The organism is Azospirillum sp. 11R-A, assembly GCF_049472615.1.
Classification (GTDB): domain Bacteria; phylum Pseudomonadota; class Alphaproteobacteria; order Azospirillales; family Azospirillaceae; genus Azospirillum; species Azospirillum palustre.
In genome coordinates this window covers 78,318-91,714 of record NZ_JBCEBL010000010.1, presented here as the reverse complement: position 1 = coordinate 91,714, position 13,397 = coordinate 78,318, and the positions used below count along the sequence as shown (strand labels likewise).

Sequence of the window (13,397 nt, the reverse complement as noted above, 5' to 3'; positions counted from 1 at the left end):
GTTAAAAGTGGATCGCCCGGCCATAGGCATCAAGGACCGACTCATGCATCATTTCCGACAAAGTCGGGTGCGGGAACACCGTGTGCATCAGCTCGGCCTCGGTCAGCTCCGACGACTTGGCGATGCCGTAACCCTGGATCAGCTCGGTCACTTCCGCACCGATCATGTGGGCGCCCAGCATCTCGCCGGTCTTGGCGTCGAAGATGGTCTTGATCAGGCCTTCCGGCTCACCGAGCGCGATGGCCTTGCCGTTGCCGACGAACGGGAAACGGCCGACCTTGATCTCGTAGCCGGCTTCCTTCGCCTTCTTCTCCGTCAGGCCGACCGACGCGATCTGCGGGTGCGAATAGGTGCAGCCCGGGATGTTGCGGACGTTCAGCGCATGCGGATGCTTGCCGGCGATATGCTCGGCCACGATCACACCCTCATGGCTGGCCTTGTGGGCGAGCCAGGGGGCGCCGGTCACGTCGCCGATGGCGTAAACGCCCGGCTCGTCGGTCTCGCACATGCCGTTGGCCTGGATGTGGCCGCGGTCGGTCTTGACCTTGGTGTTCTCCAGGCCGAGGTTCTCGGTGTTCGGGCTGATGCCGACGGCGACGATGACGCGGTCGACCGTGATGTCCTCGGTCTTGCCGCCGGCCTCGACGGCCACGGTCACGCTGTCGGCGGCCTTGCGCAGGTTGCCGGCCTTGCCGCCGGTGATGATGCGCATGCCCTGCTTTTCGAAGGCCTTCCGGGCCAAGCCCGAGATCTCCTCATCCTCCACCGGAAGGATGCGGTCCATCACCTCGACCACGGTGACCTTGGCGCCGAGCGCATTGTAGAAGCTGGCGAACTCGATGCCGATGGCGCCGGAGCCGATGACCAGCAGCGACTTCGGCATGGTATCCGGGGTCATCGCCTTGCGGTAGGTCCAGACCAGCTTGCCGTCATCCTCCAGGCCCGGCAGCGTGCGGGCACGCGCGCCGGTGGCGATGATGATGTGCTTGGCGCCGAAGGTGCCGACCGGGGCTTCGCCCTTGGAAACCGCCACCTGCCCCTTGCCGAGCAGCTTGGCGGAGCCTTCGATCACCGCGACCTTGTTCTTCTTCAGCAGGTGCTTGACGCCGCCGTTGAGCTGGCCTGCGACCTTGCGCGAACGGGCGACGACCTTGTCGAGGTCGAAGGACGGGTTCTGGATGACCAGACCATAGTCGGACGCGTGCTTGGCGAGATGCAGCACCTCGGCCGAGCGCAGCAGCGCCTTGGTCGGGATGCAGCCCCAGTTCAGGCAGATGCCGCCCAGGTTTTCACGCTCGATGACCGCGGTGTGCAGGCCCAGCTGAGCGGCGCGGATCGCCGCCACGTAACCGCCCGGTCCGCCGCCGATGACGATGACGTCGTAATTGATGTCGGCCAAGGGTGTTCTCCCCATTCAGGAGCGAGGCGCATCCTCGCGGCCGGCGGCAAAGATGCCTTCCTCGACCCGGCACGCCTCGTCGATGATCGTCTGGTACAGGGTGGCCATGAAGTCCGGATCCAGGCCGTACGCCAAACCCGCCTCGGCCGCCCGCCGTTTGACCGCTTCGACGCGGTCGGGCAGGACGGCCGGCAGGTTCTCCGCCATCTTCACCGCTGCGACGCGGTGGACGACGGACAGGCGCTTGCCCAGCAATGCGACGATCTCGTCGTCGATGGCGTCGATCTCGGCGCGGAGCGGGGCAAGGCTTTTCGACATGGAACCGGTCCTTCCAACCGTCAGAGCAGCATCGAAAGCGGATCCTCGAGCAGCTTCTTCACCGCTCCAAGGAATTCCGCACCGACGGCGCCATCGGCCACGCGGTGATCGAAGGTGCCGGTCAGGCTCATCACCGTGGCGATGGCCAGAGCGCCGTCCTTGACCACCGGGCGCTGCTCGCTGGCGCCGACCGCCAGGATGCAGGCCTGCGGCGGGTTGATGATCGCCTGGAACTGCTTGATCCCCATCATGCCCAGGTTGGAGATGGAGATGGTGCCGCCCTGATACTCTTCCGGCTTCAGCGCGTTGTCGCGCGCCTTCTTGGCCAGCACCTTCATCTCGTTGGAGATGTCGGCCAGACCCTTGGTCTCCGCCTTCTTGACGATCGGGGTGATCAGCCCGGTCGGCGTGGCGACGGCGACCGAGATGTCGGCATGCTGGAACTGCAGCATCGCCTCGTCGGTCCAGGCGGCGTTCAGCGCCGGGACCTTCTTCAGCGCCAGCGCCACGGCGCGGATGATGAAGTCGTTCACCGACAGCTTGTAGGCGTCGGACCGGCCGTTCAACTCGGCACGGACCTTCATCAGCGCGTCGATCTCGACATCCACCGTCAGGAAGTAGTCGGGGACCGTGCGCTTCACCTCGCCGAGCCGCTTGGCGATGGTCTTGCGCATGCCGCTGTTCGGCACGGCGGTGTAGGCCATGCCCAGCTTGTCGGCGAGCGCCTTGGCATCCACACCCTCGGCCTTGGGAGCCGGGGCCGGTGCAGCGGCGGGAGCCGGAGCGGCGGCCGGAGCCGGGGCGGCAGCGGCCTTGGCCGGGCCGGCGGCCTTGGCGGCTTCGACGTCGGCCTTGACGATGCGACCGTGCGGGCCGGTGCCCTTGACGGTCTTCAGGTCGACGCCGGCCTGCTCGGCGATGCGGCGGGCCAGCGGGCTGGCGAACACGCGCTCCCCAGCCGCCGCCGGAGCGGGAGCGGGAGCGGCCGGAGCCGGAGCAGCGGCGGCAGCCGGGGCTGCCGTGGGCGCCGGGGCAGCGGCCGGAGCAGCGGCGGCCGGGGTCGGAGCGGAGCCGGCCGACGCCAGCGCGCTCTCGTCCTCGCCCTCTTCCAGCAGGATGGCGATGGGGGTGTTCACCGCCACGCCCTGGCTGCCGGCCGGGATCAGGATCTTGCCGATGCGGCCTTCATCGACCGCTTCGACTTCCATGGTGGCCTTGTCGGTTTCGATCTCGGCGAGCACGTCGCCGGACTTCACCGTGTCGCCTTCCTTCTTCAGCCACTTGGCGAGGTTGCCCTCGGTCATCGTGGGCGAGAGGGCGGGCATCAGAATCTGAACGGTCATCCTATCAGCCCTCCTCTCAGCGGTAGCAGGCTTGCTTGGCGGCCTTGACGATATGATCGACCTGCGGCAGCGCCAGCTTTTCCAGGTTGGCGGCGTAGGGCATCGGCACATCCAGGCCGGCCACGCGGGCCACCGGCGCGTCGAGATAATCGAACGCCTGCTCCATCATCAGCGCGCACATTTCCGAACCGATGCCGGCGAAGGGCCAGCCCTCCTCGACGGAGACGAGGCGGTTGGTCTTCTTGACGCTGTTGACGATGGTCTCGGTGTCAAGCGGACGGATCGTGCGCAGGTTGATCACCTCCGCGTCGATGCCTTCCTTGGCCAGGATCTCGGCGGCGGCAAGGGCATGGCCGACCATGATCGAGAAGGCGGTGATCGTCACGTCCTTACCGGCGCGCTCGACCTTGGCCTTGCCGATCGGCAGGACGAAGTCCTCGTCCTCCGGGACCTCGAAGCTTTGGCCGTAGAGGATCTCGTTCTCGAGGAAGACGACGGGGTTCGCGTCGCGGATCGCCGCCTTCAGCAGGCCCTTGGCGTCGGCCGCCGACCAGGGCGACACGACCTTCAGGCCCGGGCAATGGGCGTACCACGAGGCATAGCACTGCGAGTGCTGGGCGCCGACGCGGGCAGCGGCGCCGTTGGGGCCGCGGAACACGATCGAGTTGCTCATCTGACCGCCCGACATGTACAGCGTCTTGGCGGCCGAGTTGATGATGTGGTCGATCGCCTGCATGGCGAAGTTGAAGGTCATGAACTCGACGACCGGTTTCAAGCCCTTGAAGGCGGCGCCGACGCCGAGACCGGCGAAACCGATCTCGGTGATCGGCGTGTCGATGACGCGACGCTCGCCGAACTCCTGCAGCAGGCCCTGGGTCACCTTGTAGGCGCCCTGGTATTGCGCGACCTCCTCACCCATGACGAAGACCTTGTCGTCACGGCGCATTTCCTCGGCCATCGCGTCGCGCAGCGCTTCGCGGACCGTCTTCTTGACGGTCTTGGCCATGAACCTGTCCTCGTCCGACGCAGGCGCCGCGACCGGAGCCGCCGGCACCGTGGGCGCCGGAGCCGGAGCGGCCTCCGCCACCGGGGCGGGAGCGGGGGCGGCCGGGGCGCTGCCGGCTTTGCTCAGCGCGCTCTCGTCCTCGCCTTCTTCCAACAGGACGGCGATGGGGGTGTTCACGGCGACGTTGTCGGTGCCCTCGGCGATCAGGATCTTGCCGACGCGGCCTTCATCGACCGCCTCGACCTCCATGGTCGCCTTGTCGGTCTCGATCTCGGCGAGAACATCGCCGGACTTCACCGAGTCACCTTCCTTCTTCAGCCATTTCGCCAGTTTGCCCTCTGTCATCGTGGGCGACAGGGCCGGCATCAGCACTTCGATCGGCATTCCTCAACCTCCGGCGGCGCGGGGAATCCGGTTTCCCGTCCCACAAGGCGCCGCTCCCGCTTATCGTTGACGTCAGGATCAGACGAGAATGTCGGTCCACAGCTCCGACGGATCGGGCTCCGGGCTCTGCTGGGCGAATTCGGCCGATTCGGTGACGATCGCCTTCACCTGGCGGTCGATCTCCTTCAGCTTGTCCTCGTCGGCGTGGTTGCCGGCCAGGATCTTCGCCTTCAGCTGATCGATGGGATCGGATTCCGACCGCATCTTCTCGACCTCTTCCTTCGTCCGGTACTTGGCCGGGTCGGACATCGAGTGGCCGCGGTAGCGGTAGGTCTTCATCTCGAGGATGACGGGGCCGTTGCCCCCGCGGATGTGGGGCACCCACTGGTCCGCCGCGGCCTTGACCTCCAGCACGTCCATGCCGTTGACCTGATAGCCGGGGATGCCGTAGGCCGCGCCGCGCTGGTGCAGCTCGCCGGCCGAGGCGCGCTCCTGCGAGGTGCCCATGGCGTATTTGTTGTTCTCGATGATGAAGAGCACAGGCAGCTTCCACAGCGCCGCCATGTTGAAGCTCTCGTAGACCTGGCCCTGGTTGATCGCGCCGTCGCCGCAATACACGGCGGCCACGCCACCGTCGTTGCTGTACTTATGCGCGAAGGCCAGACCCGTGCCGAGCGGAACCTGCCCGCCGACGATGCCGTGGCCGCCGAAGAAGTTCTTCTCCTGGCTGAACATGTGCATCGAGCCGCCCTTGCCCTTGGAGTATCCCCCAATGCGGCCGGTCAGCTCGGCCATCACGCCCTTGGCCTCCATGCCGCAGGCCAGCATGTGGCCGTGGTCGCGGTAGCTGGTGATGACGCTGTCGCCATCCTTCAGGGCGGCCTGCACGCCGACCACAACGGCTTCCTGGCCGATGTAGAGGTGGCAGAAGCCGCCGATCAGACCCATGCCGTACAGCTGGCCCGCCTTCTCTTCGAAGCGGCGGATCAGCAGCATCTCGCGATAATAATGAAGAAGCTCTTCGGAAGAGACGGCTTGAGCGGGCGCGGTGTCGGTCAGCGCCTTGGTGGAACGGCGTCGGGACGCGGCCATGATTCCTCCCCAGGGTTCAAGCGGCAAAGGTCATTGACAGAACCTTTTGCCGCCGCGCGTTGCGGGCATACGGGAGCCCGCACCGGAAGCGAATATGGCGCGCACACTACACGAGCTTCAGGAGGCGCGCAAACGTCTGTTTTTGCAGCGCTATTTCAGATTAACCGCGAAACGGTTAATCGGCTGAAATCCCCTTACTTCTGCTGGCTGGACCCTTCCTGTTCAGCCAGTTTCGGCAGCTTTACGATGACGTCGCGCGGGCTCGAGAAATTCAGCATCAGGCGCGCGCGCTCCTCCAGCATGTCGCGGTCGAGGCCGTCGCCGCGCAGCAGCTGCGCGCGGCGTTCCATATCCTCCCGCTCGGTGCGGAGCTGGTTGAGGACCCCTTCGGCCTGGGCGATCTCCCCCTGTATCTGCTTCATCGCCACCAGCCCGCGGTCGCCGTGGACCGCGTAGTAGGCGAAGTAGGCGACCACGCAGGCGCACAGCGCCGGCATGATTGCTTGGCGGATCGCGCTTTTGGCGGCGCGGGCGAGGGTGTCGGTGAGATCGGCGATCATCGTCATGGTGGCATGATGGAATCACAGCGACTTTCCGCCGGTCAAACGAAAAAGATGGAAAAGCCAAGTCGCAAAAGGTTCGTGTTCTTTGCGCAACCCAGTAATGGGTATCTGTCACGCGCAGACCACAAATCGCGACGATGTTCCCGTAAAGTTCTCATCAGTCGCCGTAAGAATCCGGTGGCCGGAAACCCGTTCATCGGAACAGGCACCCACCCGGCATAGCACCAAGGTCGATGGAATGAAACCGCCGGTGGCGTGTTTGGACGCATACGACGCCACCGGGGCCGTACCGAGTCCGCTTCGTACTCGCACGGCAGGTCCCGTCGCTGGTGCCGCCCACTGGCTGAGGAGCAACACTCATGCGCAGCAAGTTTCTGATCGTGGCCCTGCCCGCCCTGCTTCTGGGTCTGGCCGCCTGCGATGATCACAACGCCCAGAATTCCAACGCGTCCAACCAGACCAGCCCGACCACCAGCAGCGGGTCGAGCAGCGGGTCCACCACCGTCCCGCCGCCTTCGACCGGCGTGCCGGTGCAGGGCGGCACCTCCGGCAACTCGATGAACGAGACCACCGGTGCCACCCAGACCGTGCCGGGCGGATCGACCGCCGGCGGGTCAGCCGGCGGCGGTGCCAGCACCGGCGGATCCGCCACCCCATCGGGCGGCCAGCAAAAACAGTAAATTTAAAAACAGCGGATTTGCGGCCCCTCTCCTTTTCGCGGATGAGGGGCCGTCCGCCTATACGTCCACCACCCGCCCGTGCCGGTCCGATACGGCACCGCTGCTGTCCGGTTCGAAGGCGACGCCCTTGACCAGCGCCACCACCTCGCGGCCGGGCAGCAGTCCCAATTCGCGCACCGCCGCACGGGTGATGCGCGCGATCAGGAATGAACCGCCCACCGCCAGCCGCACGTCGGCGGAGGACGGCCCGGCCTCCGCCAACTCGATCACCGTCGCGGCCAGTGCGTTGCGCAGACTGACGCCGGCCAGCGGCTGCAACGCGACGATCACGTCGCGGGCATGGATGTGCAACCGCACCGCAGAGCCGGGCGGGCGGTCGATCTGCGGCACGGTCAGCCGTCCACCGTCGAAGGCCAGCACCGACAGACGGTCTTCCGGAATATGGGTCTCGACCGTCAGATCCAGCACGGCGCCGGCATGCTGCGCACCGGTTACCGCCGACAGGTCCAGCCGGCCCATCACCGTTCCGACCGGCCCCGACGCACGCACCCTGCCCTCCCCGATCAGCACCATGGTGGTGGCAAGCCGAACCACCTCGTCCAGCGCGTGGCTGACCATGACGATGGGGATGTTCATTTCGTCACGCAGCCGCTCGATGTAGGGCATGATCTCCGCCTTGCGGGCAGCGTCGAGCGAGGCCATCGGCTCGTCCATCAGCAGAAGGCGCGGCTGCGCCAGCAGGGCGCGGCCGAAAGCGACGCGCTGCCTCTCGCCACCGGACAGGCCGCGCGGCCGGCGGTCCAGCAGATGGCCGAGCCCCAGCAGTTCCACCACCGGGCCGAAGGCGATGCGCCGCTCCGCTGCCGGCACACGGCGCAGGCCGTATTCAAGGTTGCTGCGGACGGTCATGTGCGGAAACAGCCGCGAATCCTGGAAGACATAACCGATGCGCCGCTTCTCCACCGGCACGTCGATGCGCCGGGCGCTGTCGAAGAACACGGTATCGCCGACGCGGATATGCCCCTCGTCCGGCCGGGTCAGTCCGGCAATCGCATTGATGACCGAGGTCTTGCCGGACCCGGAACGGCCGAACAGCGCTGTCACGCCGCGTTCCTCGGCGGTGAAGGCGATGTCGAGCGTGAAGGCGCCCAGCCTCTGGCGGATTTGCAGGTCGAGCATGATCAGACCTGCCCGATCAGGCGGCGAACCCGGTTCGCCAGGAATTCGGACAGCATCAGCGCCAGCAATGCCACGGTGAAGGAGATTGCCGCCAGCCTTGCCGCCACCGCATCGCCGCCGGGTTCCTGCGTCGCGGCATAGATCGCCAGCGGCAGGGTCTGCGTCTTGCCGGGGATGTTGGAGACGAAGGTGATCACCGCTCCGAACTCGCCCATGGCCGCGGCGAAGGCCACGATGGCCCCGGACAGCAGTCCGGGCGCCATCAGCGGCAGCAGAATGGTGAAGAAGCGGTCGACCGGCCCGGCGCCCAGCGTGCGCGCCGCCGCCTCCAGCCCGCCGTCGATGGCCTCCACCGACAGGCGGATCGCCCGAACCATCAGCGGGAAGGAGGTCACCGCCACCGCCAGCGATGCCCCTTCGGCGGTGAAGATCAGCTTGATCCCAAAGGTCTGGTACAGCCAGCCGCCGACCACTCCCTTCGTCCCCATGGTCACCAGCAGGATATAGCCGGTGACCACCGGCGGCAGCACCAGCGGCAGATGGACCAGCCCGTCGAACAGCGTCTTGCCCGGAAAGGAATAGCGGCCGAGCACCCAGGCGGCGAGCACGGCGAGCGGCAATCCCAACGCGATAGCGACGCCTGCGACACGCAGGCTCAGCAGCAACGCGGTGGTCTCCATCGGCGTCAGGATTTCCATGCCGCAGAGCTTACGGTGCCTTGGGCGCCGGAACGAAGCCAAATTCCTTCCAGACCGCCATGCCGTCCGGCGACTTCATGTAGTCGAGGAACGACGCGGCGGCCGCATTTTTCGAGGACGCAACCAGCGCCGCCGGATAGGTGATCGGCGGATAGCTGTCGGGTGGGAAGGCCGCGGCGACCTCCACCCCCGGATCGACGGCGGCATCGGTGCGATAGACGATGCCGACCGGCACCTCGCCGCGGCTGACCAGAACCAGGGCCGCGCGCACGCTGTCGGCCCGCGCCAGCTTCGGCTCGACCGCCGCCCACTGGTCCAGCTTCTCCAGCGCGGCCTTGGCGTACTTCCCGACCGGAACGTTCGACGGGTCGCCGGTGGCGAGCCGCCCGTCGCCCAGCTGCGCCGCCAGCTTGCCGCCCTTGGACAGGTCGGGCTTCAGCGTCGATCCCTTCGGCACCACGACCACCAGCTCGTTGCCAAGCAGGTTCACCCGGCTGTCGGTCTTGATCAGGCTGCGCTGCTGGAGATAGTCCATCCAGTCGAGATCGGCCGAGATGAAGATGTCGGCCGGAGCGCCATTCTCGATCTGCTTGGCCAGCGCCGACGAAGCGGCGAAGGAGGAGGTCACGGTGGCCCCGGTCTTCGTCTTGAACTGCGAAGCCAGCTTTTCCACCGCATTCTTAGTGGAGGCCGCCGCCATCACCAGCACATCCTGCGCCATCGCCGCCGGTGCCGCGAGCGTCAGCCCGACACCGAGAATGACCGCCGACATCGCCGACCTGAACCGGCCGCGCCCCAGAGACCCATGCAACCCAACCATCGCCACCTCCTGCCGGATTTGACATTTCATCTATATTCAAACGGATACAACGCTTCGCAATTGCGGTAAAGCCCAAACGGCCCGGCCAACGCTGGATCCGGATCTCAGGGGCCGAAGCTGGATGCGCATATCGGGCGTTCACATCATGTCATGACTTGCCTTGCTACGCCGTGATAGGAAGTTCGGCTGATCGGACCCGGTCCAAGCCACCTCCCGCACCAGGAAAGCCCCATGCGCGCCGTCAAGATTTCCCCCTCGATTCTCTCCGCCGATTTCGCCCGGCTGGGCGAGGAGGTCCGCGCGGTCGATGCCGCCGGCGCCGACTACATCCACATCGACGTGATGGACGGCCATTTCGTGCCGAACCTGACCATCGGGCCGGGCGTGGTGAAGGCGTTGCGTCCCCATACCGCCAAGATCTTCGACGTCCACCTGATGATCTCGCCGGTGGATCTCTTCGTTCCGGAATTCGTCAAGGCCGGCGCCGACATCATCACCGTCCATCCGGAGGCCGGTCCGCACCTGCACCGCACCATCCAGCTGATCAAATCGCTAGGCAAGAAGGCCGGCGTGTCGCTGAACCCGGCCACGCCGGTGGACGCGATCCAGCATGTGCTGGAGGACATCGACCTCGTGCTGGTGATGACGGTTAACCCCGGCTTCGGCGGCCAGAGCTTCATCAAGAGCCAGCTTCCGAAGATTCGCGACCTGCGCGCCCGCATCGACGCGCTCGGCAAGAAAATCGACCTCGAGGTGGACGGCGGCATCAACCCGGAAACCGCGCGTCTGGCCATCGAGGCCGGCGCCGACGTGCTGGTGGCCGGCACCGCCACCTTCACCGGCGGACCGGAGCAGTACGCCGCCAACATCGCCGCGCTGCGCTGACCTAGCCCGAAGGAATGCGGCCCCACAGCGCCCCCGATCGGGGAGCGCTGCGGGGCCGTTTTCGTTCGGAGAGGCGGCCGGGAGGATAGGGCGTAGGGCCGGGAGGCTCCGGCCTACCGAAAGAGTACCAGTCCAAAAGATCCACCGGCGCTGAGAACCAAATCCCTCCTTGCCCGTTATTGGGCATGGGAAGACGGTCCCGCAACGGAAGGGAAATCACCATGGGCATTCTCTGGACGATCATCATCGGCTTTCTCGCCGGCATCGTCGCCAAGTTCCTGATGCCGGGTCGCGATCCGGGCGGCTTCATCATCACCACCCTGCTGGGCATCGCCGGCGCCTTCGTCGCCACCTATCTGGGTGCCGCCGTCGGTTGGTACCGGCCGGGCGAAGGCGCGGGCTTCATCGGCGCCATCGTCGGCGCCATCGTCATCCTGGCCATCTACCGCATGATCGCCGGCCGCCGCACGACGGTGTAAGGACGGTTCAGAGAAATGCCGGCCTGCCAGCAAGCCGGACATGATAAAGGGACCGCCGAACGACCAGCGGTCCCTTTATTATTGCGTGAGGGGGCATCAGCCCAGCGCCACCGGCTGCGGCATGAAGATGGCGCGGGAGATGGCGGCCTGGATGCCGGCGTTGGTGAAGGGCTTGCGGACGATCTGCCCCAGATGGCGGGCGTCGCGGGCCAGGATGTCGTCGTCGAATGCGGTGACGAAGATGGTGCGCAGGTCGCGCACGCGTTTCAGTTGCCGGGCGATCTCAATCCCGCTGCCGCCATCGGCCAGCCGGACGTCCAGCAAGGCCAATGTCGGCTTTTCGGCATCCAGCAGAGCCAGCGCCTCCGGTTCGTTGCCGGCGGTGCCACAGACGACATGTCCCATATCCGCGACCAGCGCCCCCAGCTCCATCGCCAGCAGGGCATTGTCCTCGACCACCATCACCCGCTGCACCATGGTGCTGCGAACCCGCGCACGGGCAGACTTCAGCCGCGGGATCGCCTCCCCCGTCCTCAATTGCAGAACCCTCGCCGCCTGCGGCAAGGGCAGACCCTCCAGTGCCGTCAGCAGATACAGGCGACGGTCGGCCTCCGGCAGTTCGGCCAGGGCGCGTTCGATGGGATGGGGAGAGGGCAACGGGCGGCCGGGCGGCCCGAACTCCTCCGGGGAGCGGTCGAACAGCAAGTTCAGCAGGGCGTACATCGACAGGCGGGCGCCGTCGCCGCCGCGGTCCAGCCCGAAACGGGTGGGCGCCATCACCGCAGCCTCGACACAGCGGGTTACCAGCGCGTCGCCACGATCGGTGGCGCCGGTCAATGCGCGCGCATAGCGGCGCAGCACCGGGACCACCTCGAAAAGTTCGCATTCGTAAACGAGCATACCCGTGACTCCGCTCCCCGGTGGGAGTTGCCGCTCTGGAATCGCGCCGGCCCTGTCCAATCGGGCCACAAAACCTGCTTGATGATCGTCCGTCGTCTTTCCCGGATCCTACCACGACCGGCGGAGGGGTCGACTGGGAAATGGGGGTGTGGGCGGTCATCGCCCGGTCAGCAACTTACGATCAGGACCGAGCCAACCGGGCATTCAGGGTTGATGTTATTTGGCGTTCTGGCGGATCTGCCTGCTGCGCCACTGCCAGGGCTTTTCCACCTGCCCGGCCCACAGCCCCAGCCGCTTGCTCTGGGCATAGGCTTCGCCCTTCTGATAGGCGGGCGACAGGCTGGCATATTGAAAGGCCCAGCCGCGCGCCACCATCGCAGCCCCCAGATCGACGCCGCGCACGCGGCATTCACCCTTCTTCTCGCCGGCACGATCCTGTTCGGTGACGGTGCAGGTCACCTCCTCGCCCTTCACCATGTTGGCGAGCACCGCGGTGGCGACCTTGAAGCAGTCCAACTCGTGGCCGTAGCGGTTCTTGCACTTCTGCCCCGGATCGGGCGCATCAATGCCCATCAGCCGCACCGCCGTCCCGTTGATTGTCAGCAGGTCGCCCTCCACCGCCATGGCAGAGCCCTTGATCGTCTGGTCCGGCGTGTTGGCGATGGGGCCGCGGCTCTTGGCCGACTGGTTGGTCTGCGCCGCGGCGGAGCCGGCCAGCAAAAGCATCGCAACGACCGCTGCAACCCTCATCGCCGCCGTCCTCGGCATCGCCTCAGAACAGGCTCGGCTGATCATCGCCCCGCTTGTCCTTCGCTTTCGCCGGCACGGTCTCCTGCGGCGGGTCGAGGCAGGAGCAGTCGTCGTTGCGGACGCTGTTCACTTTCGGCCCCACCGGCACAACGTCCAGCCACTCCTCCGGTGCGGAGCGGATCAGCCCCTCCAGCACCTGCAGCGGGGTGGCCGGGTCCAGCCAGGCATCCCAATCGGCGGGGTCGAGCACCACCGGCATGCGGTCGTGCAGGAAGGACAGCGTGGCATTGGTGGCCGTCGTCACCACCGTCGCGGTCTCCAGCGGCGGATCGAGCGGAGCGGCGCCCTTCGGTCCGCGCCAGCGCTCCCACAAGCCGGCGAGCGCGAACAGGCCGCGGTCGCGGCGGCGGATGACGTGGCCCTGCTTGCGCGGCTTCGCCCCCTCCCCCACACTGGTCCATTCATAGAATCCGTCCAGCGGGACCAGGCAGCGACGCTTGCGGAAGGCGTCACGGAAGGCCGGCTTGTCGGCCACCGATTCGCCGCGCGCATTGATCATGCGGCCGCCGATGGCGGCATCGTCGGCCCAGGGCGGCACCAGCCCCCAGCGGACCATCGCCAGATGACGGCCGTCCTCCTCCCGCCGGATGACGGGGATGTCCTGGGTCGGGGCGATATTCCACCGCGGCATCAGGTTCGGCCGCTCCCGCACGCCGAACACACGCTCGATCTCGTTGATCGGGGTGGTGAGAAGCATTCGTCCACACATGCCCTGGAATATGGCCCCGGAAGGTCCCGTGCGCCAGCCGCATTCCCCCAACTTTGCTGCGTGCCGCCGACAATCATTGCAGCGGACAACCGTCACCCATGCCGGCGGCCGGGGTTTCCCTGGCGCTCAAGC

15 protein-coding genes are annotated in these 13,397 nt (G+C 66.6%); 3 read left to right on the top strand and 12 right to left on the bottom strand.

What is annotated here, in order from left to right; all coding sequences use genetic code 11:
* Position 1 precedes the first annotated feature (1 nt).
* The 6 genes from lpdA to VH569_RS15730 form a co-directional block, all read right to left on the bottom strand.
* On the bottom strand, positions 2–1,399 hold the full coding sequence (gene lpdA, locus VH569_RS15755; RefSeq protein ID WP_423316189.1) for a dihydrolipoyl dehydrogenase: 1,398 nt from the start codon (positions 1,397–1,399) through the stop codon (positions 2–4).
* A 15-nt stretch (positions 1,400–1,414) separates the two neighbouring features.
* Positions 1,415–1,717, bottom strand: coding sequence for a chorismate mutase (locus tag VH569_RS15750; RefSeq protein ID WP_063634466.1), 303 nt, complete (start codon positions 1,715–1,717; stop codon positions 1,415–1,417).
* Between the two features lie 20 nt (positions 1,718–1,737).
* Entirely contained in the window at positions 1,738–3,060 is a 1,323-nt protein-coding gene (locus VH569_RS15745; RefSeq protein ID WP_423316188.1) for a pyruvate dehydrogenase complex dihydrolipoamide acetyltransferase, read from the bottom strand.
* Between the two features lie 16 nt (positions 3,061–3,076).
* Entirely contained in the window at positions 3,077–4,450 is a 1,374-nt protein-coding gene (locus VH569_RS15740) for a pyruvate dehydrogenase complex E1 component subunit beta (protein ID WP_423316187.1), read from the bottom strand.
* 78 nt (positions 4,451–4,528) lie between these two features.
* The gene (pdhA, locus tag VH569_RS15735; protein WP_423316186.1) at positions 4,529–5,542 is read right to left on the bottom strand and encodes a pyruvate dehydrogenase (acetyl-transferring) E1 component subunit alpha; all 1,014 of its coding nucleotides are present in this window, start codon (positions 5,540–5,542) and stop codon (positions 4,529–4,531) included.
* Positions 5,543–5,736: 194 nt separating this feature from the next.
* Positions 5,737–6,108: an FtsB family cell division protein gene (locus VH569_RS15730; protein WP_423316185.1), complete on the bottom strand. Its 372-nt coding sequence runs from the start codon at positions 6,106–6,108 to the stop codon at positions 5,737–5,739.
* A gap of 356 nt (positions 6,109–6,464) precedes the next feature.
* Between VH569_RS15730 and VH569_RS15725 the strand changes: the two genes are divergently transcribed.
* The gene (locus tag VH569_RS15725; protein WP_423316184.1) at positions 6,465–6,785 is read left to right on the top strand and encodes a hypothetical protein; all 321 of its coding nucleotides are present in this window, start codon (positions 6,465–6,467) and stop codon (positions 6,783–6,785) included.
* Positions 6,786–6,842: 57 nt separating this feature from the next.
* Here VH569_RS15725 and modC read toward each other — a convergent pair whose 3' ends face one another.
* Genes modC through modA form a run of 3 tightly spaced genes read right to left on the bottom strand, consistent with a single transcriptional unit; the run spans position 6,843 to position 9,434 of the window.
* On the bottom strand, positions 6,843–7,964 hold the full coding sequence (gene modC / locus VH569_RS15720) for a molybdenum ABC transporter ATP-binding protein (RefSeq protein ID WP_423316183.1): 1,122 nt from the start codon (positions 7,962–7,964) through the stop codon (positions 6,843–6,845).
* 2 nt (positions 7,965–7,966) lie between these two features.
* A complete protein-coding gene (gene modB / locus VH569_RS15715; RefSeq protein WP_098739887.1) occupies positions 7,967–8,662 on the bottom strand; it encodes a molybdate ABC transporter permease subunit in 696 nt (231 codons plus the stop codon).
* Positions 8,663–8,672: 10 nt separating this feature from the next.
* On the bottom strand, positions 8,673–9,434 hold the full coding sequence (gene modA, locus VH569_RS15710; RefSeq protein WP_423316182.1) for a molybdate ABC transporter substrate-binding protein: 762 nt from the start codon (positions 9,432–9,434) through the stop codon (positions 8,673–8,675).
* Positions 9,435–9,713: 279 nt separating this feature from the next.
* Here modA and rpe point away from each other — a divergent pair, with 279 nt between their 5' ends.
* Together rpe and VH569_RS15700 are read left to right on the top strand one after the other, a co-directional pair.
* The gene (rpe, locus tag VH569_RS15705) at positions 9,714–10,367 is read left to right on the top strand and encodes a ribulose-phosphate 3-epimerase (protein ID WP_423316181.1); all 654 of its coding nucleotides are present in this window, start codon (positions 9,714–9,716) and stop codon (positions 10,365–10,367) included.
* A gap of 221 nt (positions 10,368–10,588) precedes the next feature.
* Complete coding sequence (locus VH569_RS15700; RefSeq protein ID WP_098739889.1) at positions 10,589–10,846, top strand: GlsB/YeaQ/YmgE family stress response membrane protein; 258 nt, start codon at positions 10,589–10,591, stop codon at positions 10,844–10,846.
* Between the two features lie 96 nt (positions 10,847–10,942).
* On the opposite strand, the gene VH569_RS15695 is transcribed toward VH569_RS15700, so the two are convergent.
* From VH569_RS15695 to VH569_RS15685, 3 genes are all read right to left on the bottom strand, one after another.
* Complete coding sequence (locus VH569_RS15695; RefSeq protein ID WP_423316180.1) at positions 10,943–11,746, bottom strand: response regulator; 804 nt, start codon at positions 11,744–11,746, stop codon at positions 10,943–10,945.
* A gap of 216 nt (positions 11,747–11,962) precedes the next feature.
* On the bottom strand, positions 11,963–12,496 hold the full coding sequence (locus tag VH569_RS15690; RefSeq protein ID WP_423316179.1) for a thermonuclease family protein: 534 nt from the start codon (positions 12,494–12,496) through the stop codon (positions 11,963–11,965).
* A gap of 22 nt (positions 12,497–12,518) precedes the next feature.
* Positions 12,519–13,253: an SOS response-associated peptidase gene (locus tag VH569_RS15685; RefSeq protein ID WP_423316178.1), complete on the bottom strand. Its 735-nt coding sequence runs from the start codon at positions 13,251–13,253 to the stop codon at positions 12,519–12,521.
* Positions 13,254–13,397 lie beyond the last annotated feature (144 nt).